Raw genomic sequence first — 25,709 nt, 5'->3', positions numbered from 1 at the left:
TGTTGTTGCGAAAGTAACTCTATAATCGCTAAAGAATGATTCTAACCGAGAGTTTTGACTCTCGGTTTGTGTCTAAAGGTCAGTAGTTCAATTGGTAGAGCGTCGGTCTCCAAAACCGAATGTTGGGGGTTCGAGTCCCTCCTGGCCTGCCATATTTTGAAATAAAAACTTGATGTCGGCTAAACTGGTCATATAATAAGTCGCGAAACCTACGACGAGTACAAAAATGTCGAATGATAAATCACGTGACGCAATGAGCGACGCGGCAATTCCTCAAAGAAACAATTCTGCTGAAGTGGTGAAATCAAGTTCTCCATTAGATTATCTTTTGTGGATTATTGCATTAGTGCTGTTTGGCTGTGCTTTGATGACAAATCAATATCTTCCAGCATATTGGGCGCCAGCAAATGGTATTTGGGTGCGTGTTGGGGTAATTATAGCTTGTATCGTAGTGGCTTTAGGTTTATTATACGCCACCCATCAAGGCAAAGGCTTTGTTCGTCTGTTAAAAGACTCACGTATCGAATTACGTCGAGTGACATGGCCAACGAAACAGGAAACAGTGACTACTTCATGGCAGGTTCTGCTTGTTATCATTGTTGCTGCAATCATTCTGTGGTGTTTTGACTACGTTATTGGTTGGTTTATGAAGTTTATTATCGGGTAAGAGAGCTATGAAACGTTGGTACATTATTCATGCCTATTCAGGCTATGAAAAACAAGTGATGCGTTCGCTTAATGATCGAATCCAGCGTAGCGCTGTTGCTGATAGTTTTGGTGAAGTCCTTGTTCCTACCGAAGAAGTGGTAGAAATGAAGGATGGTAAGAAACGTAAATCAGAGCGTAAATTCTTTCCGGGCTATGTTTTAGTCGAAATGGAAATGAATGATGAAACTTGGCACATTGTTAAAGAATGTCCAAAAGTATTGGGTTTCATCGGTGGTACGGCGGAAAAGCCTGCACCAATTACGCAAAAAGAAGCTGATGCGATTCTTGCACGTGTACACAATAAAGGTGAAGCACCTCGTCCTAAGACGATGTTTGAACCGGGTGAAGAATTACTCGTTGTTGATGGTCCATTCACAGACTTTAAAGGTGTGGTGGAAGAAGTTCAATACGAAAAATCACGTTTAACGTTGACGATTAACGTATTTAATCGTCCAACACAAGTTGAATTGGAATTTCGTCAAGTCGAAAAATCAATTTAATTTTGACAGTTTGAAAGCGCCCGATTTGTTATGGATCGGGCATTGTTGTTGTAACAGTATTGTTACTTAAAAAATTGGGGAGCTCTAAAAGGCGTTTGTACCCAGAGGTAATTTGAAATGGCTAAGAAGATTGACGGCTATATCAAGCTGCAAGTTCCAGCTGGTAAAGCGAATCCATCTCCACCGATTGGTCCTGCACTAGGTCAACGTGGTGTTAACATCATGGCATTCTGTAAAGAATTCAATGCTGCTACACAAAAAGTTGAACAAGGTCTTCCAATTCCTGTAGTGATTACTGTGTACAACGATAAGTCGTTCACATTCATCATGAAAACTCCACCTGCATCTATTCTTCTTAAGAAAGCTGCTGGTATCCAAAAGGGTTCGGCTATACCTAACAAAACTAAAGTTGGTAAGTTGACTCGTGCTCAATTGGAAGAAATTGCGACTACTAAAGAACCAGATTTAACTGGTGCTGATTTAGACGCACGTGTACGTACCATCGCTGGTTCTGCGCGTTCTATGGGCTTGGAAGTGGAGCTATAAGACATGGCTAAATTAACTAAACGTCAAAAAGCCATTGCTGCTGCTGTAGAAGCAAACAAAGTTTACACTTTGGAAGAAGCTGTACAGGTTTTAAGTAGCCTTCCTGCTGCGAAATTCAAAGAATCTTTGGATGTTGCGGTGAACCTAGGTGTTGACCCTCGTAAATCTGACCAAGTTGTTCGTGGTGCGACTACGCTTCCTGCAGGTACTGGTAAAACTGTACGTGTAGCTGTGTTTGCTCAAGGTGCTGCTGCTGAAGCTGCTAAAGCTGAAGGCGCGGACATTGTTGGTTTTGATGATCTTGCTGAAAGCATTCAAGCAGGTAACCTTGACTTCGACGTCGTTATTGCTGCTCCAGATGCAATGCGTGTTGTAGGTAAGTTGGGTACGATTCTTGGTCCACGTGGCTTAATGCCAAACCCTAAAGTGGGTACTGTAACTCCTGACGTTGCAACTGCAGTTAAAAATGCAAAAGCTGGTCAAGCACGTTACCGTGTAGACAAAGGTGGTATTATCCACGCTGCGATCGGTCAAGTAGGTTTTACTGCTGAAGCTGTTCGTTCAAACGTTGAAGCACTTGTTGCTGACCTTAAGAAAGCAAAACCTGCTACGTCTAAAGGTATTTACATCCAAAAGATCACTTTGAGCTCTACTATGGGTCCTGGTCTTGTTGTTGATGTACAAAACGTTTCTAAATAAGTTTTAACTTATTAAAGAATTTTGAAGTCCTGTGAATCTCCTTCTCCCTTTGGGAGAAGGTTGGGATGAGGGTAAGACCTCTCCCTAGCCCTCTCCTACTAGGAGAGGGGATACGCAGGCGGACTTTGAATTGATAGATGTAAATTTATCAGCGTCAAAGACCTCAGGCGAAATGAGTTTTCGAACTCATTTCTTAATTGACCAGCCTGAGTAGACGCGGTGGTGTGATTTGTTCATCCTCCGCGTGTAAGTTCAGTGATGGACTTACGAATTGGGAGTGTATCTGTTTATTTAGATACATAAATCACCTTAGGAGGTTTTACAATGGCTCTTCTTATCGAAGGCAAAAAACAGATCGTTGCTGAAGTTGCTGAAGTTGCTTCTACAGCGTTTGCTGCTGTTGTTGCTGACTATCAAGGTTTAACTGTTGAGCAATTAACAGCTCTTCGTGTTGAAGCTCGTAAGCTTGGTGTTCACACACGTATTGTGCGTAATACTTTAGCTAAGCGTGCTCTTCAAGATACTCAATTCACTATCTTGAATGACAACCTTGTTGGTCCAACAATCTTAGCTTTCTCGACTTCTGAAGACGACATGGGCGCAGCTGCTCGCTTGTTTGAAGAATTTGCTAAAACTAACAAAGCATTTGAATTAAAAGCTGCTGCATTTGACGGCAAGCTTTATCAAGGTGCTGAAGTTAGCGTTATTGCGAATCTTCCAAACCAAGAAAAAGCACTTACTATGCTTGCCAATGTTCTTCAAGCTCCTATTTCGAAATTGGGTCGCTTACTTACAGCGCTTCAAGAGAAAAACGAGTCAGAAGCTGCATAAGCTTAAATCATTTTACACACCATTCAATTTCCATTTGGAGTTATTCTCATGGCTTTAACAAACGAAGAAATCTTAAACGCAGTTGCTGAAAAAACTGTTCTTGAACTTGTTGAACTTATCTCTGCTTTCGAAGAGAAATTCAACGTATCTGCTGCTGCTGTAGCTGTAGCTGCTGGTCCAGCTGCTGCTGCTGTTGAAGAGCAATCAGAATTCAATGTTGAATTGACTTCTTTTGGCGCAAACAAAGTAGCTGTAATTAAAGCAGTTCGTGAAGTAACTGGTCTTGGCTTGAAAGAAGCTAAAGATTTAGTTGAAGGCGCTCCTTCTAATGTTAAAGAAGGCGTTTCTAAAGAAGAAGCTGAAGAACTTAAGAAAAAACTTGAAGAAACTGGTGCTACAGTTACTGTTAAGTAATTTCGTTGGGGGTCGAATTTTAATTTGACCCCAAAAATTGGCTGATGGCTCTTGGGTCATCAGCCTTTTTGCGTTACAATAATCGGCTCGATTTTAGATTGATTGATGTAAAAATCATCTATTTTGAAAATAAATAAACGAAATCAAACGCTTACCAATATTTTTCAGATTTAAAAATATTGTTAAGCGTTTTGTACCACTGAAATTTGCAGCATTTGTATAAAAGTGGTGGTCATATCGACCTGCGTAATTCCTTCTAAGTTCGTTCTGCAGGCGGACTTAGTTTACTTTCCGAGGACTCCAGATGGCATACTCATATACCGAAAAGAAACGGATCCGTAAGAATTTTGGTAAATTGCCCCAAGTCATGCATGCTCCGTACCTGCTCTCGATTCAAGTCGACTCGTACAGAACATTCTTGCAAGATGGCAAAACTCCAAAAAACCGCGAAGATATCGGTCTGCAAGCCGCGTTTCGTTCAGTTTTTCCAATTGAAAGTTATTCTGGCAATGCTGCTTTAGAATTCGTTGAGTATAGTCTTGGTAAACCAGAGTTTGACGTACGTGAATGTATTTTACGTGGTTCGACTTATGCGGCACCAATGCGCGTTAAAATTCGTTTGATCATTAAAGATCGTGAAACGAAATCTATCAAAGACGTTCGTGAGCAAGAAGTTTACATGGGTGAAATGCCACTCATGACTCAAAATGGTACCTTTGTGATCAATGGTACTGAGCGTGTAATTGTATCTCAATTACATCGTTCGCCAGGCGTATTCTTTGATCATGACAAAGGTAAGACTCACTCAAGTGGTAAAGTGCTTTATTCAGCACGTATCATTCCTTACCGTGGTTCATGGTTAGATTTTGAATTTGATGCAAAAGATTTAGTTTTTGTTCGTATTGACCGTCGTCGTAAATTACTCGCGACTGTTGTATTACGTGCATTAAATTATAGCAATGAACAAATTCTAAATATGTTCTATGAGAAAGTACCTGTATATCTTGATATGGGTAGCTATCAAATCGATTTAGTACCAGAACGCCTTCGTGGTGAAATGGCACAGTTCGATATTGCTGACAATGATGGTAAAAACATTGTTGAACAAGGTAAACGTATTAATGCACGTCATGTGCGTCAAATGGAAGCTGCTGGTTTAACTAAACTTTCAGTTCCAGATGAATATTTATATGAGCGTATTACAGCAGAAGACATCACTTTACGTGATGGCGATGTGATTGCTGCGAATACTGTGCTTAGCCATGAAATTATGGTGAAAATTGCTGAAGGTGGTGTTAAACAATTTAACATTCTATTCACCAATGACATCGATCGTGGTTCTTTTGTTGCAGATACTTTACGTGCCGATACAACGTCTGGTCGTGAAGAAGCACTTGTAGAAATCTATAAAGTGATGCGTCCAGGTGAGCCACCTACAAAAGAAGCAGCTGAAAACTTATTCAATAACTTATTCTTCTCTACTGAGCGTTATGATTTATCGCCTGTAGGTCGTATGAAGTTTAACCGTCGTTTGGGTCGTCCTTACGAAGTGGGTACAGATCAGAAATCTCGTGAAGTAGAAGGTATTCTTTCTAATGATGACATTATTGATGTACTTAAAACACTCGTAGAGATTCGTAACGGTAAAGGCGAAGTTGACGATATCGATCACTTGGGTAACCGTCGTGTTCGTTCAGTTGGTGAAATGACTGAAAACCAATTCCGTGTTGGTTTAGTTCGTGTTGAACGTGCTGTTAAAGAACGTTTAAATCAAGCTGAAACAGATAACTTGTCTCCACAAGATTTGATCAATGCGAAACCAGTTGCTGCTGCAATCAAAGAATTCTTTGGTTCAAGCCAATTGTCTCAGTTCATGGATCAAAACAATCCATTGTCAGAAATCACGCATAAACGTCGTGTATCTGCACTTGGTCCCGGTGGTTTGACACGTGAACGTGCTGGCTTTGAGGTACGTGACGTACATCAAACTCACTATGGTCGTGTATGTCCAATTGAAACGCCTGAAGGTCCAAACATTGGTTTGATCAACTCACTTTCTGTTTATGCAAAAGCAAATAACTTCGGTTTCTTGGAAACACCTTACCGTAAAGTTGTAGATGGTCGCGTAACTGAAGATGTTGAATATTTATCTGCAATTGAAGAAGTAGGTACTGTGATTGCACAGGCCGATTCTGGCGTAGATAAAGATGGCAACTTGACAGAAGATTTTGTTTCTGTACGTCATCAAGGTGATTTTGTTCGTATGCCTCCTGAAAAAGTGACGCATATGGATGTATCTGCACAACAGGTTGTATCTGTAGCGGCATCATTGATTCCATTCCTTGAACACGATGATGCGAACCGTGCATTGATGGGTTCAAACATGCAACGTCAGGCTGTTCCTACATTGCTTGCTGACAAGCCACTTGTTGGTACAGGCATGGAAGCGAACGTAGCGCATGACTCAGGTGTGTGTGTGATCGCAGGTCGTGGTGGACGTATTGAGTTTGTTGATGCTTCTCGTGTGGTTATTCGTGTAAATGAAGACGAAATGATTGCGGGTGAAGCAGGTGTAGATATCTACAACTTGATCAAATATACACGTTCTAACCAAAACACGTGTATTAACCAAAAAGTACTTGTCAAACTTGGCGATAAAGTCGGCCGTGGTGATGTACTCGCTGATGGTCCATCGACTGATGGTGGTGAATTAGCACTTGGTCAAAACATGCGTGTAGCGTTCATGACATGGAACGGTTACAACTACGAAGACTCGATCTTATTATCTGAGCGTGTACTTCAAGAAGACCGTTTGACTTCAATTCACATTCAAGAATTGTCATGTGTTGCTCGTGATACTAAGTTAGGTGCAGAAGAGATTACTGCGGATATTCCTAACGTAGGTGAAGCTGCGCTGTCTAAACTTGATGAGTCTGGTATTGTTTATATCGGTGCTGAAGTTGCTGCTGGTGATATCCTTGTAGGTAAGGTAACGCCTAAAGGTGAAACTCAGTTAACACCAGAAGAAAAATTGCTTCGTGCAATCTTTGGTGAAAAAGCGGCTGACGTAAAAGATTCTTCTTTACGTGTTTCTTCAGGTGTTAAAGGTACGGTTATTGATGTTCAAGTGTTTACACGTGATGGCATCGAAAAAGATGAACGTGCTCAAGCAATTGAAAAAGCTCAATTAGATGCGTACCGTAAAGATTTGAAAGAAGAGTTCAAAATCTTCGAAGAGGCGGCTCGTGAACGTATTGTACGTTTATTGAAAGGCCAAGAGTCTAATGGTGGTGGTACAACCAAACGTGGTGATAAGTTAACTGAAGACGTATTGTCTAATTTAGAACTTGTTGACTTGTTAGAAGTGCAACCTACAGATGAAGGTATTGCTGAGCGCTTAACTCAAATTCAAGTATTCTTGAAAGAGAAGAGCCATGAGATTGACGAGAAATTTGCTGAGAAAAAACGCAAACTTTCTACAGGTGATGAACTAACAACTGGCGTATTGAAAGTTGTTAAAGTTTACTTGGCTGTAAAACGTCGCATCCAACCGGGTGATAAGATGGCGGGTCGTCATGGTAACAAAGGTGTTGTATCTAACATCTTACCAGTAGAAGACATGCCACATGATATCCACGGTGTTCCTGTTGATGTGGTACTTAACCCACTGGGTGTACCGTCACGTATGAACGTGGGTCAGATTCTTGAAACTCACTTGGGTATGGCTGCTAAAGGTCTTGGTGATAAGATTGACAAGATGTTGAAAGAGCAGCGTACAGTTCTTGAACTTCGTGAATTCTTAGACAAGATTTACAACAAAGTTGGTGGTGAGCAAGAAGATCTTGATAGCTTAACTGATGATGAAATTTTAGTATTGTCAGGTAACCTTCGCCAAGGTGTTCCTTTAGCAACGCCAGTATTTGATGGTGCTGAAGAAGGTCAAATCAAAGAGTTACTTGAACTAGGTGGGATTTCACGTACAGGTCAAACAGTATTGTATGATGGACGTACTGGTGAACGTTTCGACCGTCCTGTAACTGTTGGTTATATGTACATGTTGAAATTGAACCATTTGGTTGATGACAAGATGCACGCACGTTCTACTGGTTCTTATTCATTAGTAACTCAACAACCGCTTGGTGGTAAAGCACAATTCGGTGGTCAGCGTTTCGGTGAGATGGAAGTCTGGGCACTTGAAGCTTATGGTGCTGCTTATACACTTCAAGAAATGCTTACTGTTAAGTCGGATGACGTTGAAGGCCGTACCCGCATCTATAAGAATATTGTAGATGGTAACCATTATATGGATCCGGGCATGCCTGAATCGTTCAACGTATTGACCAAAGAGATCCGTTCTTTAGGTATCAACATTGAACTGAAAAATGGTGACTAAGAAATCTCCCCCAACCCCTCTTTGAGAAAGAGGGGAGAAAGTCCCCCTTTACAAAGGGGGATTTAGGGGGATTTTTCGAGATTCCCAAATTTCAGTAAAAAACAATATTTGTGACCCAGTCGGAGAGTGAAAATCTCTTTGATACACGGAGAAAAAAATTGAAAGACTTGCTCGATATCATGCGCAAAAAGACGGACTCAGACGGTCATGCTCCTGTAGAGTTTGATCGCATCCGTATTGGTCTTGCGTCACCAGAAATGATTAAGTCATGGTCTCATGGTGAAGTTAAAAAGCCTGAAACTATTAACTATCGTACGTTCAAACCTGAACGTGATGGTTTATTCTGTGCCAAAATTTTTGGTCCAGTAAAAGATTATGAATGCTTATGCGGTAAGTATAAGCGTATGAAATATAAAGGCGTCATTTGTGAAAAATGTGGCGTTGAAGTAACAACTGCGAAAGTTCGTCGTGAGCGTATGGGTCACATCGAGTTAGCTTCTCCAGTTGCACATATTTGGTTTTTGAAATCATTACCGAGCCGTATTGGCTTACTTCTTGATATGACTTTACGTGATATCGAGCGTGTATTGTATTTCGAATCATACGTTGTTACAGATCCTGGTATGACTCCTATGGAGAAATATCAACTTCTTAATGATGAAGAGTACTTCACTGCATTAGAAGAACATGGTGATGAATTTAGCGCGAAAATGGGTGCTGAAGCGATTCAAGATTTGTTGAAAGACATTGATCTTGAAGCTGAAATTTCTCGTTTGCGTGAAGAAATTCCAAATACAACTTCAGAAACGAAGCTTAAAAAAGCATCGAAACGTTTGAAGTTGATGGAAGCGTTTAAAGAATCAAACAACAAACCTGAATGGATGGTGATGAACGTACTTCCTGTACTTCCACCAGATCTTCGTCCGTTGGTTCCTCTTGAAGGTGGTCGTTTTGCGACTTCTGACTTGAACGATCTTTACCGTCGTGTGATTAACCGTAACAACCGTTTAAAACGTCTTCTTGACCTTGCAGCGCCAGACATTATCGTACGTAACGAAAAACGTATGTTACAAGAGTCTGTAGATGCATTGTTAGACAACGGTCGTCGTGGTCGTGCAATTACAGGTTCGAATAAACGTCCTCTTAAATCTTTGGCAGATATGATCAAAGGTAAACAAGGTCGTTTCCGTCAAAACTTACTTGGTAAGCGTGTTGACTATTCTGGTCGTTCGGTAATTACAGTAGGTCCTACGTTACGTTTGCACCAATGTGGTCTTCCGAAAAAAATGGCACTTGAATTATTCAAGCCATTCATTTTCGCTAAACTACAAGCATCTGGCCAAGCAACAACCATTAAGGCTGCGAAGAAAATGGTTGAGCGTGAAACTCCAGAAGTTTGGGACGTTCTTGCATCTGTAATTCGTCAACACCCAGTCATGTTGAACCGTGCGCCAACACTTCACCGTTTAGGTCTTCAAGCATTTGAACCTATTCTCATTGAAGGTAAAGCGATCCGTTTACATCCACTCGTTTGTGCTGCGTTCAACGCCGACTTCGATGGTGACCAAATGGCGGTACACGTTCCATTAACACTTGAAGCTCAATTAGAAGCTCGTGCGTTAATGATGTCGACCAACAACATCTTGTCACCTGCGAACGGTGAACCAATCATCGTACCTTCGCAAGACGTTGTCTTGGGCTTGTATTACATCACTCGTGATGCAATCAATGCTAAAGGTGAAGGCATGGTGTTTGCGGATACTCACGAAGTAAACCGTGCACTTGCAACAGGTCAAGTTGATTTGCATGCTCGTGTTAAAGCACGTGTGTATCAAACAGTAATTGATGAAAATGGTAACCGCGAACAACAAACGATTGTTGTAGACACGACACCTGGTCGTTGCTTACTTTGGGAAGTTGTTCCTGAAGGTATGGATTTCCAACAAATCAACCTTGAGATGACGAAGAAAAACATCTCTAAATTGATTAACTCTTGTTATCGTAAATTAGGTCTTAAAGATACTGTTATCTTTGCAGACCAATTGATGTACTTGGGCTTCCGCCAAGCAACACGTTCAGGTGTTTCTGTGGGTATGGAAGACATGTTGATTCCACCACAAAAACACGCAATTATTGAAAAAGCAGAAGTTGAAGTTCGTGAAATTGAACAACAATTCGAGCAAGGTTTCGTAACTGCGGGCGAACGTTATAACAAAGTTGTCGATATTTGGGCGCGTACTAACGACCAAGTAGCGAAAGCGATGATGGATAACTTGTCATTCACAACTGTTAAAAACAAACAGGGTGAAGACGAGAAGCAAAAATCATTCAACAGTATCTACATGATGTCTGACTCTGGTGCCCGTGGTTCGGCAGCACAGATTCGTCAGCTTGCAGGTATGCGTGGTTTGATGGCGAAACCAGATGGTTCGATCATTGAAACACCAATTAAAGCAAACTTCCGTGAAGGTTTGACGGTACTTCAGTACTTCATTTCAACACATGGTGCACGTAAAGGTTTGGCCGATACTGCATTGAAAACAGCAAACTCAGGTTATTTAACACGTCGTCTTGTAGACGTAGCACAAGATTTGGTCATTACTGAGCCAGATTGTGGTACTTACGAAGGTCTTGTAATGACTCCGTTCATTCAAGGTGGCGATGTCATTGAAAACCTTGGTGCACGTGTACTTGGTCGTGTTGTTGCTGAAGATGTGAAGAAAGTAGGTACGGATGAAGTTCTTCTTCCACGTAATACTTTAATTGATGAAAAACTTGCTGCGTTTATTGAAAATGCTGGTGTAGACGAAATCAAAGTACGTTCAGTTGTAAACTGTGCTTCTACTTTCGGTGTATGTGCGAAATGTTATGGTCGTGACCTTGCACGTGGTCACTTGGTAAATCCAGGTGAGTCTGTAGGTGTAATGGCTGCGCAATCAATTGGTGAACCTGGTACACAGTTAACCATGCGTACATTCCACGTAGGTGGTGCTGCGAGCAGAACATCTGCTGCAAACAGTGTTCAAGTGCGTAATAAAGGTACTGTACGTTTCCACAACGTGAAAACTGTACAACATGCTAAAGGTCACTTGGTATCTGTTTCACGTTCAGGTGAAATCGGTATTGCGGATGATTTAGGTCGTGAGCGTGAGCGTTATAAACTGCCTTACGGTGCAAGCATCTTGTTGAAAGATGGTGAATCTGTTGAAGGTGGCGGTATTGTAGCGACTTGGGATCCGCATACACATCCATTGGTAACAGAAGTTGCTGGTAAAGCACGTTTCAGCCAAATCGCTGATGGTGTAACTGCAACATCTAAAACTGATGATGCAACAGGTATGACGACAACTGAAATCTTGCCTGTAACAGCACGTCCTGCTTCTGGTAAAGATATGCGTCCTGCAATCGTGTTGGATACAACCGATGGTGGTGAACAGTTCTACTTCTTACCACAAAACACAATCGTAACTGTCCGTGATGGCGAAACGATTGGTGTGGGTGACGTTATTGGTCGTGTACCACAAGAAACTTCACGTACTCGTGATATTACCGGTGGTCTACCGCGTGTAGCTGACTTGTTCGAAGCACGTAAGCCGAAAGAACATGCAATCCTTGCTGAAATTTCAGGTGTTGTAAGCTTCGGTAAAGAAACCAAAGGTAAGAATCGTCTTGTGATCACTCCGGATGATGGCTCTGAAATTTATGAAGAGCTTATTCCGAAATGGCGTACCATGAACGTGTTCGAAGGTGAACATGTAAACCGTGGTGAAACTGTTTCTGACGGTCCACAGAATCCACATGACATCTTACGTTTGAAAGGTGAAGTTGCGCTTACGAACTACATCGTGAATGAAGTTCAAGACGTTTACCGCTTACAAGGTGTAAAAATCAACGATAAGCATATTGAAGTCATCGTACGTCAAATGTTGCGTAAAGTTGATATCACTGATGGCGGTGATACAAGCTTCATCAAAGGCGAACAAGTGGATTACATCCGCGTTGTGGGCGAGAACCAAGCAGTTCTTGCGCAGAATAAGTTCCCTGCGAAGTTTGAACGTCAATTGATGGGTATTACCAAAGCATCGCTTTCTACTGACTCGTTCATCTCTGCTGCATCGTTCCAGGAAACAACTCGTGTGTTAACTGAAGCGGCTGTAACTGGTAAAGAAGATGATTTACGTGGCTTGAAAGAAAACGTTGTTGTGGGTCGTTTGATTCCAGCGGGTACAGGTCTTGCGTATCACTTAGAGCGTCGTCGTCAAGAAGCTGAAGCTGCAGAGCATGAGCTTGTAAATGACTTCTCTGATGTTGATCAAGCATTCTCTCAAGCTTTAAACGAAGATTCTTTCTAAGTTCAAAGTTTGAAGTAAAGAAGGCGCCTTAGGGCGTCTTTTTTATTTTGTAATTTTCACTTATTTGGTAATTCTCTTGGATTGGTAAGAGTAAAGTGTGAGTGATCAGGTAATGTCCCTTCGATAAAACTTAAAAAATATAAAAATTAAGAAGTTTGTTGGAAAGATAAAACACTGATCAACAGTGATGCTTCTGCTGTCATACACCTTAGTACGGCTCATCAGTTTAAAATAAATTGTTAAATAAACTCATTTAATATCATTAGATTGATTCTGAAACTCACTTTCAATTCAAGTGGTGAGGAGGCTACAGAGCATTAACATGAATATTATTTTATTTACTCCATTTATATCTGATAATCATAAGTTACAAATGACAGCATGAAATTACGATTTCTTCCATAAATGGGTGCTTTCATGAACTAAGTAGTTATTTGCATTGAAATACACATTGTTCGTGTAAAAAAGGATGAAGGACATGAAAAAGACAGTAATGGTCGTAATATGTGCAGCATTACCCATTGTAATGCTAACGGGATGTGAAAACATGTCTGCCAATGATAAGCGAATTGGTAGTGCTGCTTTAGGTGGTGCAGTTGGTGGTGCCGCAGGTAATCACATCGGTGGAGGTGTTGGTGCTGCTGTCGGTGCAGGTGGTGGTGCTGCCGTAGGGAGTAAAACCAGTAATGGTTCGAATCGTAATGCAACTTATAGTGGTGTAGGTGCAGGGATTGGTTCTGTGATTGGTAAAGAGCTCATCGGTGGTGACACTGGTGCTGCCATTGGTGGTGCAATCGGCGGTGGTACAGGTGCTGCGATCGAAGGTAAAAAATAATTGAATTACAGATCGCTAATAAGATAAAAATAAGCGCATATTAGCGCTTATTTTTTTGCTTTTAAATTGTATTGCGATGTACTTATCTTCTTAGTGGCTGTGGATTTTTACGCCTGATATATAGTGTTTTTTGTACTTCTGCGATTCTAAGCCCAGAGTCATCAAAAATATTTAAGGTATAATTTCGATAGACAGGCTGATAATTTTCAGTCGCCTGTTTAATTTGTTCAATTTCAGCGAAATCTAAACGAATATCTGCATAAACCGTGCTGCGACCTGGGGATAAAAAAGTAATCGTTGCAGCTTTATCCCAAACTATATATTTAGGCCCTAGATGATGTATAAGAAGGAGCATATAAAATGGGTCAACCATTGAATACAGACTCCCACCAAAATGTACACCAACAATGTTTTGATTTTTGTGGGTTAAGGGCATTTTGACGCGGATGTGGTAGTTTTTTAAATCAATTTTATCAATTTCTATCCCTGCGCCTTTGTATGGAGAATAGTGATTCAACATAAATTTAGACACAAAAGGAATTGTCTGTAGTTTTTTGATTAGCGTATTCATGGTCAATTCTAGTTATTTACTTTTCAACCATAATAAACAACAGAATGGAAAGTGGCATTGATCCAAATGCCCTACATGATTAAATCATAGTCAATGGTTAAAACAATAAAAGGTGACTCAATGCAAACACAGATGACTTGGATTTCCACCCAAGATGATCAAAAACTCTGTGCGAAAACATGGGGGGATGCTGAAAAACCAGCATTAGTATTGGTACATGGTTATCCAGACAATCAGGAGGTATGGGAGCCGATTATTGAGCAACTCATCCATAATTTTTATATTATCACTTATGATGTGCGAGGCGCAGGGCAATCCTCTGTTCCAAAGCGTATTCGTGATTATGCTTTGCCAAGATTATCTTTAGATTTGGAATGCGTTGTGAATGCGCTTTTGCCAAAGCGTAATTTTCATTTGGCAGCACATGATTGGGGGTCTATTCAATCGTGGGAATCTGTAACTGAAAATAAATTCAAACAGCGTATTTTGTCTTATACGACCATTTCAGGGCCATGTTTAGATCATGCAGCATTTTGGATGCGTGATCAGTTCATGAATGAAAAACCGAAATTTTTTAAGCAATTATTTAAATCTTGGTACATTGTTGCTTTTCAACTTCCGATTATTGCACCCACGGTTTGGCATTTTTTTAGCCCGCAAACTTGGGGTAAGGTACTCAACCAACTTGAAAAAACCAAAGGCTTACCGCTTAATCAAAATATTTCAAAAGATGGTGAACATGGAATCAGCTTGTATCGTGCGAATTTTGTACCTCGTTTGACGATGCCTCGCCAACGCCATGCAATTTGCCCTGTGCAAGCTGTGGTTTTAAAACAGGATAAATTTGTCAGTCCTGAGTTGATTGATGAAATGCCAAAATGGGTGGCTGATTTTCAGCGAGTTGAGGTAGATGCAAATCACTGGGCTGTATTAAGCCGCCCGCAAGAAATTGCACAATATATTCAAAAGTTTGCTTTGAAAAATAATTAAAACCTATTTAAAAACAAAAAGCCAAAGCAAGATGCCATGTGTAAATTGCTTTGGCTTAGATTGTTTTATGTGGCATGAAGTTTTTGAAAATATGCATCATATTGCAAATATCATGACCTAGCCGACTAAATTACAGCGTCATTGTGGTGAATCTGATAAAATATTCGCTTTCCAAATTCTGAAAAATTTCCCATGAATGCTGTCGTTATTGCGATTGCTGTGATGTTCATTTTATCACTGGCACGTGTTTCTGTTGTCTTGACGCTTGTCATTTCAGCAATTATTGGTGGTTTGGTTGCAGGTTTAAGCCTATCTGACACTGTAGAAGCTTTTAATGCAGGTTTGGGTGATGGTGCTGAAGTTGCCTTGGCTTATGCAGTTTTAGGTGCGTTTGCACTTGCACTGTCAAAATCTGGTTTACCAGATTTATTGGCACATAAACTTATTGGTTTGTTGGGTTTAGAAGCCACTCAAAAACAAGCGAAGAAAGTGAAGTTCTTACTATTATTCATTTTATTGATTGCTGCGATTTGCTCACAGAACGTGATTCCAGTACACATCGCTTTTATTCCTGTACTTGTGCCACCGTTGTTGAAAGTGATGAATCATTTGAAACTAGATCGTCGTGCGGCAGCTTGTGTCCTGACACTTGGCTTAGTGGGAACGTATATTTTCTTACCAGTAGGTTTCGGTGCGATTTTCCTTGAACAAATTTTGATGGGAAATATCAACAAAATTGGTGCAGCGTATAATTTACATGTAGACCGTGGCATGATGCCAATGGGTATGGCGATCCCTGTACTTGGCATGGTCATTGGAACAATATTTGCTGTATTTGTTAGTTATCGTAAACCTCGTATCTATATCGACCGTAATGTTACACCTGTGACCACGATTGATTTAGATAAACCTCTTCGTGCAATAGATCCTGACGTGATTAAAGCAGATGGGATTGAATTAGAAAAAGAAGCAGAACAAGCTCCAAAAGTTGCGAAAAAAACCATTCTGATGGCACTCTTGGCAATTGTTTTAACACTGATTGCACAGCTTTACTCAGGCTCAATGATTCTTGGCGGTTTAGTTGGTTTTTCTGTGCTTTCTGCTGCGGGTATTTTCAAATGGCAAGAAGCCGATGATGTCTTTGTACAAGGTATGCGTATGATGGCACTTGTGGGTTTTATCATGATTTCAGCAGCAGGTTTTGCATCTGTGATGACCCATACTGGCGACATTAATCAATTGGTGAATGGTGTTGTTCATTTGATTGGTGACAACAAAGCACTTGCAGCTTTTTTGATGTTATTCATTGGCTTATTCGTAACGATCGGGATTGGTTCATCATTTTCAAGTGTGCCTGTACTTGCTGTGATTTATGTTCCCTTATGTGTTCAATTCGGCTTTTCACCTTTGGCGACTGTCGCGTTGATTGGTACTGCTGCCGCTTTGGGTGATGCAGGTTCACCAGCTTCAGACTCTACACTTGGCCCTACGGCAGGTTTAGGTGTAGATGGTCAACATGATCATATTTGGGATACGGTTGTTCCGACATTTATCCACTTTAATATTCCGTTATTAATCTTTGGTTGGATTGCCGCAATGGTGCTTTAATCGCGAGCATATCTTCTCAATTAACTGCTTTGATCAAGCCTTAAAATAAGCTCAGTACAGTAGCGTTTAAGGCGGTTTTAATACCACGATCAAAGCAGTTTTTTATTGGAAAATAAAAATAAAGTTAATCAAGTTTTGTTAATGTTAATTAAATTTATAAAATATTAAATAATCATTTTATTTAAAATGAGAACATTATTACAAATGCAAAAAGTATATTTTAAATATATTTTATTAAATTTTAATAATAATATTAAACTATACTGGAATGCCTTAAATTAATTGTTTAAAAAATAAACTATATTGGTTTAGTTGGTTTTAATAAACCAACTATTTTGATATGCTTAATTAAATTTTATTTAAATACAATGATTTAAAAATAATATTAAAAGTTTAAAATAAATGTGTATTGCAATATTTATAATGAATGTGTTTAATGCAATTAATAACAACGCAGAGGTTTTATAATGTTTAAAAAAGCTATACTTATTACATTAATGGGGATTTCATCTACATCGTTTGCACAGTGGCAAGTTAAAGTTGGTGCTTCTGCAATTGCGCCAACGCAAGATACTGCGATTCTCGGTGGTGCAGCGGTGGTTAAGGCAGATGATGAATATGCATTTACACCATCTGTAGAATATATTTTTGGGGAAACACCTTTTTCTGCTGAAGTGCTTTTAGCAACACCGATTAGCCATGATGTGTTATTGGATGGTGAAAAGGCAGTTAAACTTAAACACTTACCACCAACAGTAACATTTAAATATAACTTTAAAAATTCTACAGGCTTTACACCTTATATTGGTGTAGGTGGAACTGCATTTATTGCATGGGATGAAGAAACTTCTGGTGGCCTTGAAGGCGCTAAAGTAAAAGTGAAAGAAGACTTTGGTTTTGCAGGCCAAATTGGTTTTAACTTCCAACCTGCAGATGCGAAAAACTGGGGCGTATTCTTTGACGCACGTTATGCTCAATTGAGCCCAGAAGTTGAAGTGAAAGGGGTAACAACCTTTGATTTGGACATTGATCCTATGATTTATACGATTGGTTATAGCTATAAATTCTAAGATTTAGACGTGTAAAAAACTCGGCAAATACGCCGAGTTTTTATTTTAGTTTGAATGATTTGAATAAAATTGAGTGCTAAAAATATTCAATTGGGTGAGCCAAATTTGGTTCAAGAATGAACAAACAAAAGATATAGAAAAAGAACAAAATAGCTACTTTTCACTATATCCGTTCTTTTGAAATCCAACTAATCTAATCACAATATTTTAATAATTTTAAATGCATATGAAATCTTATCTTTATATTTTTATGGTATTCACCTGTATTTCTTCAATCACACAAGCAGCTAGTTTCAATTGTGACAAAGCGCAGACTCAAACTGAATATGCGATTTGTGAGCATAGAAACTTAAATGATGCCGATGTCAAAATGGCGACCACTTATAATATTATTCGCAAACTTGTTCCAATGGGTACACGTGGTGTGATTCAAGATCAGCAAGTAAAATGGTTACAGCTCAGAAATCAGTGTCAAGATAATGTCAGTTGTCTGACAGATGTTTATAAAATGCGTCAGCAAAAGCTGGAGATTTATATGAACGGTGTGTATCAACAAGGTCCATTTTAAAAAAAAATAAGATTCCCTATTGAAATATCGTGAACTCACACCATTTCTAAAGCATTCAAAAATTCTTTCATTGGCATTTCGAACACTTTTATCTTTTCGTAGAGTTAAAAATAAAAATGAGATGGAAGAATTTTAATAACAAAATTGATATGAATTTGAAGGAATGATTTATGAGCGAACAAAACGCACAGCAAGGTTCACAGAAGCATAGTTTTCAAGCTGAAGTGGCTCAGCTTTTACATTTAGTGACGCATTCTCTCTACTCAAACCCTGAAATTTTCCTACGTGAATTGATCTCGAATGCATCTGATGCATGCGATAAATTACGTTTTGAAGGGATTAACCATCCTGATTATTATGAAAATGATCCAAATCTGCATGTTCGTGTGAGTTTAGATAAAGACGCTAAAACGATGACTATTTCAGATAATGGCATTGGTTTAAGTCAACAAGAAGCGATTGATAATTTAGGGACAATTGCCAAGTCGGGCACCAAAGACTTTATGTCTAAATTGTCAGGTGACCAGAAGTCTGATGCACAGTTAATTGGTCAGTTTGGTGTTGGTTTTTATTCAGGTTTCATCGTTGCTGATAAAATTACTGTTGAATCACGTCGTGCAGGTTTAGATGCAAGCGAAGGTGTTCGTTGGATTAGCGGTGGAACAGGTGATTTTGAAGTTGAGCAGATTGATAAAGCTTCACGTGGAACAGATATTATTCTGCATTTACGTGATGATGCTTTAGCGTATTTAGACAGTCATAAAGTTAAACAGATTATCAATAAATATTCTGATCACATTAGCTTGCCAATTGAAATGCAAAAAGAAGTTTGGCAGGAAGAAGAAGTTGCAGAAGGTGAAGAAGCCAATCCTACAAGCGGTGGTCAATATGTTAAAACTGATGAGTGGGAAGCAATTAACTCTGCCAGTGCACTTTGGACACGCAGTAAGAGTGAAATTACCGAAGAGCAATATGTTGAGTTCTATAAAAACCTAACTCATGATTTTGATGCACCATTGGCATGGGCGCATAATCGTGTGGAAGGGAGTACTGAATATACTCAATTACTTTATATTCCAAGCAAAGCACCGAGTAATATTTTTACACGTGAAGCAAAAGCAGGAATTAAGCTTTATGTAAAACGTGTATTTATTATGGATGATGCAGATAATCTGATTCCAAATTATCTACGTTTTGTGCAAGGTGTTGTGGATAGCGCAGATCTTCCATTGAATGTAAGCCGTGAATTATTACAAGAAAGCCGTGATGTAAAAACTATTCGTGAAGGTAATACGCGTCGTGTTTTAACAACACTGGATAGCTTGGCAAAATCGGAAGATGAAGCGGATCAAGAAAAATTCAAAACGTTCTATGCTGAATTTGGTTCAGTAATCAAAGAAGGTTTAGGTGAAGATTTTGGAAATCGTGAACGTATTCTGAAATTATTACGTTTTTCTACGTCAATCAATGATGATATTTCAACATCATTTGAAGCCTATAAAGCACGTATGAAAGAAGGGCAAAAAGCCATCTATTATGTGACTGCGGATAGCTTAGCTGCTGCAAAAAATTCGCCACAACTTGAATTGTTCCGCAAGAAGGGTATTGAAGTCTTGTTGATGGCAGACCGTGTCGATGAATGGGCAATGGAGTTTGTAAACGAGTTTGATGGTACTCCTATGCAAAACGTTGCGAAAGGTGCTGTTGATCTTGGTGATTTGCAAGATGCAGAAGAGAAAAAAGCACTGGAAGCTGCAGCTGAGCAGTTTAAACCAGTGGTTGAGAAGCTATCGGATTCACTGAAAGCGAAAACCAAAGAAGTCCGTGTAACAACACGTTTGGTTGATTCACCTGCATGTTTAGTGACCAGTGATGGAGATCTTTCACCACAATTGATTCGTATGTTGAAACAAGCGGGTCAGGCTGTTCCTGAATCTAAACCGATCTTAGAGATTAATCCTGAGCATCCTTTGGTGAAAAAACTTGAAGGTTCAGCACAGTTTGATGATTTAGCCAATGTGATCTTTGACCAAGCGGTGATAGCAGAAGGTGGTTTACCTGAAGATCCTGCTGAATATGTAAAACGTATTAATAACTTATTGCTTAAAGCTTAAAGTAAGTTGTCATTGTTAAAAAGCCTATCTTCGAGATAGGCTTTTTTATACGTAAAATTATCAGATGGATAAGCAGTGGATAAGTTCGAACTTATCCACAGTTGATACAATATTTTATTCAAATTTTTAAAATAATGCTTCTAAACGTACTAAAGCCCTTGGGTAATGACTACGATCTTCACGATGATCATTAAAATAGTTTAAATCACCTTGTACAAAAAACCATTCACGCCATACAGGTTGACGCCAAGAAACAAAAGGCCCCCAACTATTTAGTCTGAGATCGCTATCATTATAATAACCACCTGTATAAATACCGTAGTTAAAACGATTGCCTTTAAAAAATTGATGTTGACGGTAAGTTCTATTATTCCACGTTAAATCATCATCTTGCTCATCGGCATAGGTGACGTTGAATTGGTTGGAAAGAAAAGGTTGATTTGGACGTGCGTGGGTTAGTTCTAAATTGGTTCGAAGGTAATTTTCACTGTCGATACCATAGCGATAAATTTGCTCGGCATGAAAATAGAAATCATCACCTAAACTCCAATCTTTTTCTGCTTTTAAACGCGCATAGATATCGCTTCCTGAGCGAATACCTAAGTCAGCATCGACATCAAATGGCAGTCTCCTAGCGGTTTGTGACCAACGTAATGCGATTGAACTATTGTCATCTCGAGCGCTTTTACTATCAAATTTTTTATCAGGGTCAGCTTCAGCATTGATATTGCTAATGGCAATATTATTATTAATTTCATCATCTAAAGTGTCATCACCAAATACTACACTTAAACGATTTTCGAGTGTTGGTAATTTAATTCTACCTCGAATTCTTGGGCTGATATCATAACCATCATGTTCATCCCAACGGTTATCGATTAAAACCCTCAGACTCGCTGTCGCAGGTTTCTTTGGGTCTGTTTCTCCAAACCAGCCATCTATTTTATGAGCAGTTCGATCGACCCAATTACGTACACCTTTTTGTTGTTTATCGGTCCAAGTTTGATCTTCAGTCATTGCCGTTGGTGGAACGGTGTCTTGATTAGATTCATTTGGGAAAATGGTTGGTGTCGCATCGACTGCACGCGGAATATAATTAAGCCAACCTTTTTCGCCCTCTTCAACGGTATAGAGTGATTCAGATTTCTGTGCCTGAGAATCGGCAATACTGCTCACTGTTTCAGCAAAGACTGAATTTCCATAAAAACCTCCCAATAAAAAAAGATAGGGGACTGCCGAAAGGATTGAATTTAAGTTTCTTTTCATTTTCACTTTTTCTATCTCTTCTAGTTTCTGGATTTTTGATCTTCAACATCACTATGCCCTAAAAAAACAGTAAATTTCAATCTATTCATTGTGATAAATATAAAACCTGTCCAAAATGCTTAAAATAGAAGCAAACAATGTGTTATTTAATAAGATTTTATTCATCTATTGATATTGAGTTAAGTTAATATTGAGAATGAGTGAAAATAACCACTGTGTTGATTATTGCTTCATACGATTCATTTACGTATTAATCATGAGGGCGTTTATTGTTTTTGTTCTGCTGTTTGGGTTGTAACATGTTGTTTGAATGAAATTGTGATTTAAAGTTAGATCCTGTATTTTCAAAACTAAAATGAGATGAAATGGCAAAGATCCTTTGACATGATCAAACGAGATAAATTGGTAAAAGCACTTAGAATGACCATATAAATAGGGTAGGACACTCAATGCAGCAAAATATGTTAATGCAAAAGACCATCACTCCATGTTCTATATTGATCGCTAGTATTTTATTATCACCCAGCTTATTTGCTGAGCAAATGCAAAGTTCCAAAACGGTTGTAAACGCATTAAACACTGTTATTGTTGTCAAAAATCTAAACGACAAGACGATTTTTATGCAGTTTCATCAAAAAGATATTCGCCATTTAAAAATGAATGATTTATCGATGGATCAGGCTGTTGGGCTAAAAGGTAAAGACGGTAATATTGATTACGCCGTGTTTAATCCAGTACAAACTTATCAAAATGTACAGGGTGAGAAACGCTTTATCGTCCGCTTAGAAATTTTTGAACAGGATGATGGATTGATCATTACAGGACATCCTTCACGACCAAAAGTAGAACTCTATTTATTCAAACAACTCAGCAATGGGCAATACCAATTATTGAGCAGATCTCGCCCTGATCTTGATATTTCAGGTAGCTGGGGGGATTCACATTTAAGTGCAGAAGATTTCAAGAAAATTCGCCGTGTGGGCAAAGATCAAATGGGGCTAACTTATTCAGGTGGATATACTTCAACGGGTTCTCATTCTGAATTTTCATCGTTAATTGTATTGAATGAACGAGGCTGGATTGAGGAATATCCGTTTGGTATTTCTGAGGATAATTCGGGGGCGTATGAAAGTGGTGATCCTAATTTAGCTGGTTTTTCAAAGGAATATCAGCTCAAAGTTGATCCGACGGTGACAGGTTTGTATCCCATCCAAGTCAATTATTCAAGTTTTGGGAAAATGACTTGGCGCCATGATTTCCCGAAAAATGGAAGCACATCTATCCTTAAATTTAATGAAAAGAAAAATTGTTATATCAATGAAAAGGGTAAATGCAATGCTGATTTTGAAGATTGATGGTTATTGTTGATTTTAATTGGTCTTGGTTTTTGTGATGTATCGAATCTCAGGACTCACTCAAAATTTCATGTAGCGTTATGTATGATTATCTTGTTTAAATTTTAACCAAACTAAAAAAGCCTTATATTTGTAATAGGATGCAGTTTCCTTTTATAAAAATCGAGTGCGTCACATGGCAATTGCAAAAGTTGTAGAGGTAAATTCGAGCAGTACTAAAAGTTTTGAAGATGCGATTCAAACAGGGATCGCCAAAGTCACCGAAACAATCAAAAATGTACAAGGGGCATGGATTAACGAACAAAAAGTTATTATCAAGGACAATAAAATTACGGAGTATCGCGTTAATCTTAAAATTAGTTTCTTGGTTGAATAAGTCTTTTTTATAAATCTTTTGAACAATTAAAATAATAAAACCCTCACATCATCGAAATGTGAGGGTTTTATTTTTAAATCATGGCGATTACAAATTATTTATTTGGAACATCGCAAGATTCATCATTACAAATAGCAGCATCTTGTTGTTCAACTTCAATATTTTCGGTATTTTCAGTTTGTTCAACGGTTGCTAGCGCTTGTTGTAAAACTTGAACAAAAACATCACGTGGTTGTGCGCCTGCTAAAGCTACACGCTGGTCAAAAACAAAGAATGGAACACCTGTTACTTTAAGTTGATCATGTGCCACTTCTTCATCGAATTTGACAAAATCTGCATATTCATCTGAGTTAAGTACATCATCAACTTCAACAGGATTTAAACCAATACGTGCAGCAACATCTTCAATGGTTTCACGCTCACCGATCGGTAAGCCTTGGGTCATATAACTATAGAAAAAAGCCTCTTCAGCTTCTGAGCCTAAACCTTTACTTTGTGCAAGGTGAATAATACGATGTGCATTGAAAGTATTGCCTGAATTTGCATTTTCCCAGTTAAATTCAATACCTTCTTCTTTTGCCATAGCTGCAATATTACGTTGCATCTCTTCAACTTCGGTAATAGTACGCCCGTATTTTTGCGCAAGACGTTCAGAGTTTGAAATTTCCTGACGTGCAGGTGCTTCTGGATCAAGCTCAAAACTGTGCCAATGTACTTCAAGTTCGATGCCTGTTTGTTTTGCAGCAGCTTCTAAACGTTTTTTACCAATATAACAAAATGGGCAAACCACATCTGACCAAATATCTACACGCATGGGAAATCTCTAAATTCTTAAAAAAGTCATGCCCTATATGTGGGGTTCACGGATGTAAATTTAAAGTGAGTTCCGAAATGAGAGTGCCTCAAAAATACGTGATCGAATAGATTTATCGCCTAATTGTATAATTAATATGCAAATTCACAATGTTTCAGCTATTCTAAGTCAAGAGAAAAATATTTTTGGAACCAATGTATGCGTCGGATCATCATTATTTTGGCAATGGTCATTCTTGCTATCGTTGGTTTTTTCTACTATGACCATATTACAACCAAGCGTGATGAAGTCAGTCGTCAAAATTTTGATTTGGTGATGACGGATAAAATGCGTCAGCTTTATGAGCAAGCACAAGATCGCACTAAACCTGTCAATATCGATATCCATGATTCCCGCTTAACCGGTGACTATAAAACTTTATCTGAGTTTTTATTGAAATATTGGATTAAGAATATTGATACGCGTAATGCTTATTTAAATCAGCTTGCAACAGCGAAATGGAACCATTTTTTAGATGTAAAACGTTTAGATGCAGATCGTAAACAGAATTATCAAGAAACAGAAAAGATGATGATCACAGTGCGACAGGCGATGCTGAATTATCAAAAGCAAAATACCGCAAATAAAAATGATGCTTTGGCACAACTAAAAACTTTAGATTTAAAGCAAGATTTAAAACAACCACTTCAAGCCAAGCTAGAGGAAAATTCGGGCTTAGATCCTGAAAATTCTTTAATTTTAAATGAATTACAAATATTGGCCAAAGCAGAAGCCATGTTTGAAATGCTGAAAAAATATGAGTGGGAAGCTCAAAAGAATCAAATATTGTTTAAAAATGATGCTCAAGTGAAACAATTTAATCAGTTGTTCCAAGATGTTTTAAAACTAAATGCAAAAATAAATGATCAGAAAGAACAAAATGCCGAAGTTTTAGAACAAGCTTTATAAGTATTGTATTTGATGTCATGGAAAGCATTTTAACATTCTTAGTTCAGCCGTTTATCCGAGCTTTGGTGAATCAGTAGACACTTTGGTATAGGCTATTAATAATAGATTTTAATTTTGCCGAATCATTTAGTCTTTTATCGAATGACTAATTTTATGGGTGAAGGGTATGAACTTTATCAAAGTTTTAACACTTGTAACTGCACTTGGTTCTATTGGTTTCGCTTCGGCTCAAGCTGAAGAAGTGAATACATTGCCGACCATCAAAGTAATGGCGGATGCTGAACTACGCGAAGAAGTAGGGATCGTTCCTTTTCAGGATGATAAAACTGCACGTAAATCATTGCAGCATGAAATCTTGAAAGATGAGAATGAAATCCAGAACTTTGTTATTGGAGATAATATTGGTGTGATGAATATTCAGCCGAATATGTCTCAAGTGGATATGACCCAGCTTTCTCCTTTACAGCAAGAATATGTGTTTGCTGTTGCTGAAGGCTTACAGTCTTCCGATCCGACGAAGGGTTTGTTTATCATGCTTCAGCCTTTAGGTGTTGACCGTGGTAAAGCACTCGATGCAGTCAGTAACAATGAACCCATTAAATTTAATTTTGACACCAATCGTTTGAACATTATGTTTGGAGATAAGTGGAGGAAATAGCCTTTCACGTGGTTTTTTATTTTTAGATGTTGAAAAGCCAATCTGTTGATTGGTTTTTTTGTAAGTGGATTTTAATATAAGAAGAAAGAGAAG

21 protein-coding genes and 1 tRNA gene are annotated in these 25,709 nt (G+C 38.8%); 19 read left to right on the top strand and 3 right to left on the bottom strand.

Annotated features, from left to right (window positions below; translation table 11 throughout):
* Positions 1 to 76 precede the first annotated feature (76 nt).
* From CDA10_RS12670 to CDA10_RS12625, 10 genes are all read left to right on the top strand, one after another.
* A tRNA-Trp gene (locus CDA10_RS12670) sits at positions 77 to 152 on the top strand.
* A gap of 74 nt (positions 153 to 226) precedes the next feature.
* Positions 227 to 667 (top strand): preprotein translocase subunit SecE, encoded by a 441-nt coding sequence (gene secE, locus CDA10_RS12665; RefSeq protein WP_089605956.1) that lies wholly within the window; start codon positions 227 to 229, stop codon positions 665 to 667.
* A gap of 7 nt (positions 668 to 674) precedes the next feature.
* Positions 675 to 1,208, top strand: a complete 534-nt coding sequence (gene nusG, locus CDA10_RS12660; RefSeq protein ID WP_010114059.1) for a transcription termination/antitermination protein NusG — start codon at positions 675 to 677, stop codon at positions 1,206 to 1,208.
* A 117-nt stretch (positions 1,209 to 1,325) separates the two neighbouring features.
* The gene (gene rplK, locus CDA10_RS12655) at positions 1,326 to 1,754 is read left to right on the top strand and encodes a 50S ribosomal protein L11 (protein ID WP_089605955.1); all 429 of its coding nucleotides are present in this window, start codon (positions 1,326 to 1,328) and stop codon (positions 1,752 to 1,754) included.
* 3 nt (positions 1,755 to 1,757) lie between these two features.
* On the top strand, positions 1,758 to 2,453 hold the full coding sequence (gene rplA, locus CDA10_RS12650) for a 50S ribosomal protein L1 (protein WP_089605954.1): 696 nt from the start codon (positions 1,758 to 1,760) through the stop codon (positions 2,451 to 2,453).
* A 324-nt stretch (positions 2,454 to 2,777) separates the two neighbouring features.
* Positions 2,778 to 3,284: a 50S ribosomal protein L10 gene (rplJ, locus tag CDA10_RS12645; protein ID WP_089605953.1), complete on the top strand. Its 507-nt coding sequence runs from the start codon at positions 2,778 to 2,780 to the stop codon at positions 3,282 to 3,284.
* Between the two features lie 48 nt (positions 3,285 to 3,332).
* Positions 3,333 to 3,698 carry a 50S ribosomal protein L7/L12 gene (gene rplL, locus CDA10_RS12640; protein WP_089605952.1) on the top strand — a complete coding sequence of 122 codons (366 nt, stop codon included), beginning with the start codon at positions 3,333 to 3,335 and terminating at the stop codon, positions 3,696 to 3,698.
* A gap of 304 nt (positions 3,699 to 4,002) precedes the next feature.
* The gene (rpoB, locus tag CDA10_RS12635; protein WP_089605951.1) at positions 4,003 to 8,091 is read left to right on the top strand and encodes a DNA-directed RNA polymerase subunit beta; all 4,089 of its coding nucleotides are present in this window, start codon (positions 4,003 to 4,005) and stop codon (positions 8,089 to 8,091) included.
* A gap of 158 nt (positions 8,092 to 8,249) precedes the next feature.
* Positions 8,250 to 12,443, top strand: coding sequence for a DNA-directed RNA polymerase subunit beta' (gene rpoC / locus CDA10_RS12630; RefSeq protein ID WP_089605950.1), 4,194 nt, complete (start codon positions 8,250 to 8,252; stop codon positions 12,441 to 12,443).
* A gap of 478 nt (positions 12,444 to 12,921) precedes the next feature.
* A complete protein-coding gene (locus CDA10_RS12625; RefSeq protein ID WP_089605949.1) occupies positions 12,922 to 13,278 on the top strand; it encodes a DNA transfer protein p32 in 357 nt (118 codons plus the stop codon).
* 82 nt (positions 13,279 to 13,360) lie between these two features.
* On the opposite strand, the gene CDA10_RS12620 is transcribed toward CDA10_RS12625, so the two are convergent.
* The gene (locus CDA10_RS12620) at positions 13,361 to 13,849 is read right to left on the bottom strand and encodes a DUF4442 domain-containing protein (RefSeq protein WP_089605948.1); all 489 of its coding nucleotides are present in this window, start codon (positions 13,847 to 13,849) and stop codon (positions 13,361 to 13,363) included.
* A gap of 120 nt (positions 13,850 to 13,969) precedes the next feature.
* Here CDA10_RS12620 and CDA10_RS12615 point away from each other — a divergent pair, with 120 nt between their 5' ends.
* The 5 genes from CDA10_RS12615 to htpG all read left to right on the top strand — a co-directional run bounded on the left by CDA10_RS12615 (position 13,970) and on the right by htpG (position 20,199).
* Positions 13,970 to 14,839 carry an alpha/beta fold hydrolase gene (locus CDA10_RS12615; protein WP_089605947.1) on the top strand — a complete coding sequence of 290 codons (870 nt, stop codon included), beginning with the start codon at positions 13,970 to 13,972 and terminating at the stop codon, positions 14,837 to 14,839.
* A gap of 192 nt (positions 14,840 to 15,031) precedes the next feature.
* Positions 15,032 to 16,447 carry a Na+/H+ antiporter family protein gene (locus CDA10_RS12610; protein ID WP_089605946.1) on the top strand — a complete coding sequence of 472 codons (1,416 nt, stop codon included), beginning with the start codon at positions 15,032 to 15,034 and terminating at the stop codon, positions 16,445 to 16,447.
* A gap of 467 nt (positions 16,448 to 16,914) precedes the next feature.
* Entirely contained in the window at positions 16,915 to 17,517 is a 603-nt protein-coding gene (locus CDA10_RS12605) for an OmpW/AlkL family protein (RefSeq protein ID WP_089605945.1), read from the top strand.
* Between the two features lie 226 nt (positions 17,518 to 17,743).
* Entirely contained in the window at positions 17,744 to 18,085 is a 342-nt protein-coding gene (locus CDA10_RS12600) for a lysozyme inhibitor LprI family protein (protein WP_089605944.1), read from the top strand.
* Positions 18,086 to 18,255: 170 nt separating this feature from the next.
* Positions 18,256 to 20,199 (top strand): molecular chaperone HtpG, encoded by a 1,944-nt coding sequence (gene htpG / locus CDA10_RS12595; protein WP_089605943.1) that lies wholly within the window; start codon positions 18,256 to 18,258, stop codon positions 20,197 to 20,199.
* Positions 20,200 to 20,325: 126 nt separating this feature from the next.
* Here the strand turns inward: htpG and CDA10_RS12590 are convergent, their stop codons facing one another.
* Positions 20,326 to 21,465, bottom strand: coding sequence for a hypothetical protein (locus CDA10_RS12590; protein ID WP_089605942.1), 1,140 nt, complete (start codon positions 21,463 to 21,465; stop codon positions 20,326 to 20,328).
* Between the two features lie 449 nt (positions 21,466 to 21,914).
* Here CDA10_RS12590 and CDA10_RS12585 point away from each other — a divergent pair, with 449 nt between their 5' ends.
* Together CDA10_RS12585 and CDA10_RS12580 are read left to right on the top strand one after the other, a co-directional pair.
* A complete protein-coding gene (locus tag CDA10_RS12585) occupies positions 21,915 to 22,820 on the top strand; it encodes a hypothetical protein (RefSeq protein ID WP_089605941.1) in 906 nt (301 codons plus the stop codon).
* A gap of 175 nt (positions 22,821 to 22,995) precedes the next feature.
* On the top strand, positions 22,996 to 23,196 hold the full coding sequence (locus CDA10_RS12580; RefSeq protein ID WP_089605940.1) for a dodecin family protein: 201 nt from the start codon (positions 22,996 to 22,998) through the stop codon (positions 23,194 to 23,196).
* A gap of 94 nt (positions 23,197 to 23,290) precedes the next feature.
* Here the strand turns inward: CDA10_RS12580 and CDA10_RS12575 are convergent, their stop codons facing one another.
* Positions 23,291 to 24,010 (bottom strand): DsbA family oxidoreductase, encoded by a 720-nt coding sequence (locus CDA10_RS12575; RefSeq protein ID WP_089605939.1) that lies wholly within the window; start codon positions 24,008 to 24,010, stop codon positions 23,291 to 23,293.
* Between the two features lie 198 nt (positions 24,011 to 24,208).
* Between CDA10_RS12575 and CDA10_RS12570 the strand changes: the two genes are divergently transcribed.
* Together CDA10_RS12570 and CDA10_RS12565 are read left to right on the top strand one after the other, a co-directional pair.
* Positions 24,209 to 24,958, top strand: a complete 750-nt coding sequence (locus CDA10_RS12570; protein ID WP_089605938.1) for a hypothetical protein — start codon at positions 24,209 to 24,211, stop codon at positions 24,956 to 24,958.
* 166 nt (positions 24,959 to 25,124) lie between these two features.
* Entirely contained in the window at positions 25,125 to 25,616 is a 492-nt protein-coding gene (locus CDA10_RS12565) for a hypothetical protein (protein WP_089605937.1), read from the top strand.
* The last annotated feature ends 93 nt before the right edge of the window (positions 25,617 to 25,709 follow it).

It is taken from the genome of Acinetobacter piscicola, from assembly GCF_002233755.1.
Taxonomy (GTDB): Bacteria; Pseudomonadota; Gammaproteobacteria; order Pseudomonadales; family Moraxellaceae; genus Acinetobacter; species Acinetobacter piscicola.
The sequence above is the reverse complement of the archived record's forward strand: the minus strand, read 5'-3'. Positions and strand labels throughout refer to the sequence as shown.

Coding starts and splice junctions, on each gene's coding strand:
- CDA10_RS12625 (WP_089605949.1), top strand. CDS start 12,922: ATGAAAAAGACAGTAATGGTCGTAATATGTGCAGCATTACCCATTGTA.
- rpoB (WP_089605951.1), top strand. CDS start 4,003: ATGGCATACTCATATACCGAAAAGAAACGGATCCGTAAGAATTTTGGT.
- CDA10_RS12605 (WP_089605945.1), top strand. CDS start 16,915: ATGTTTAAAAAAGCTATACTTATTACATTAATGGGGATTTCATCTACA.
- rplA (WP_089605954.1), top strand. CDS start 1,758: ATGGCTAAATTAACTAAACGTCAAAAAGCCATTGCTGCTGCTGTAGAA.
- CDA10_RS12565 (WP_089605937.1), top strand. CDS start 25,125: ATGAACTTTATCAAAGTTTTAACACTTGTAACTGCACTTGGTTCTATT.
- rplL (WP_089605952.1), top strand. CDS start 3,333: ATGGCTTTAACAAACGAAGAAATCTTAAACGCAGTTGCTGAAAAAACT.
- CDA10_RS12600 (WP_089605944.1), top strand. CDS start 17,744: ATGAAATCTTATCTTTATATTTTTATGGTATTCACCTGTATTTCTTCA.
- rplJ (WP_089605953.1), top strand. CDS start 2,778: ATGGCTCTTCTTATCGAAGGCAAAAAACAGATCGTTGCTGAAGTTGCT.
- CDA10_RS12570 (WP_089605938.1), top strand. CDS start 24,209: ATGCGTCGGATCATCATTATTTTGGCAATGGTCATTCTTGCTATCGTT.
- CDA10_RS12575 (WP_089605939.1), bottom strand. CDS start 24,010: ATGCGTGTAGATATTTGGTCAGATGTGGTTTGCCCATTTTGTTATATT.
- htpG (WP_089605943.1), top strand. CDS start 18,256: ATGAGCGAACAAAACGCACAGCAAGGTTCACAGAAGCATAGTTTTCAA.
- CDA10_RS12610 (WP_089605946.1), top strand. CDS start 15,032: ATGAATGCTGTCGTTATTGCGATTGCTGTGATGTTCATTTTATCACTG.
- secE (WP_089605956.1), top strand. CDS start 227: ATGTCGAATGATAAATCACGTGACGCAATGAGCGACGCGGCAATTCCT.
- CDA10_RS12580 (WP_089605940.1), top strand. CDS start 22,996: ATGGCAATTGCAAAAGTTGTAGAGGTAAATTCGAGCAGTACTAAAAGT.
- rplK (WP_089605955.1), top strand. CDS start 1,326: ATGGCTAAGAAGATTGACGGCTATATCAAGCTGCAAGTTCCAGCTGGT.
- CDA10_RS12615 (WP_089605947.1), top strand. CDS start 13,970: ATGCAAACACAGATGACTTGGATTTCCACCCAAGATGATCAAAAACTC.
- CDA10_RS12585 (WP_089605941.1), top strand. CDS start 21,915: ATGCAGCAAAATATGTTAATGCAAAAGACCATCACTCCATGTTCTATA.
- nusG (WP_010114059.1), top strand. CDS start 675: ATGAAACGTTGGTACATTATTCATGCCTATTCAGGCTATGAAAAACAA.
- CDA10_RS12620 (WP_089605948.1), bottom strand. CDS start 13,849: ATGAATACGCTAATCAAAAAACTACAGACAATTCCTTTTGTGTCTAAA.
- CDA10_RS12590 (WP_089605942.1), bottom strand. CDS start 21,465: ATGAAAAGAAACTTAAATTCAATCCTTTCGGCAGTCCCCTATCTTTTT.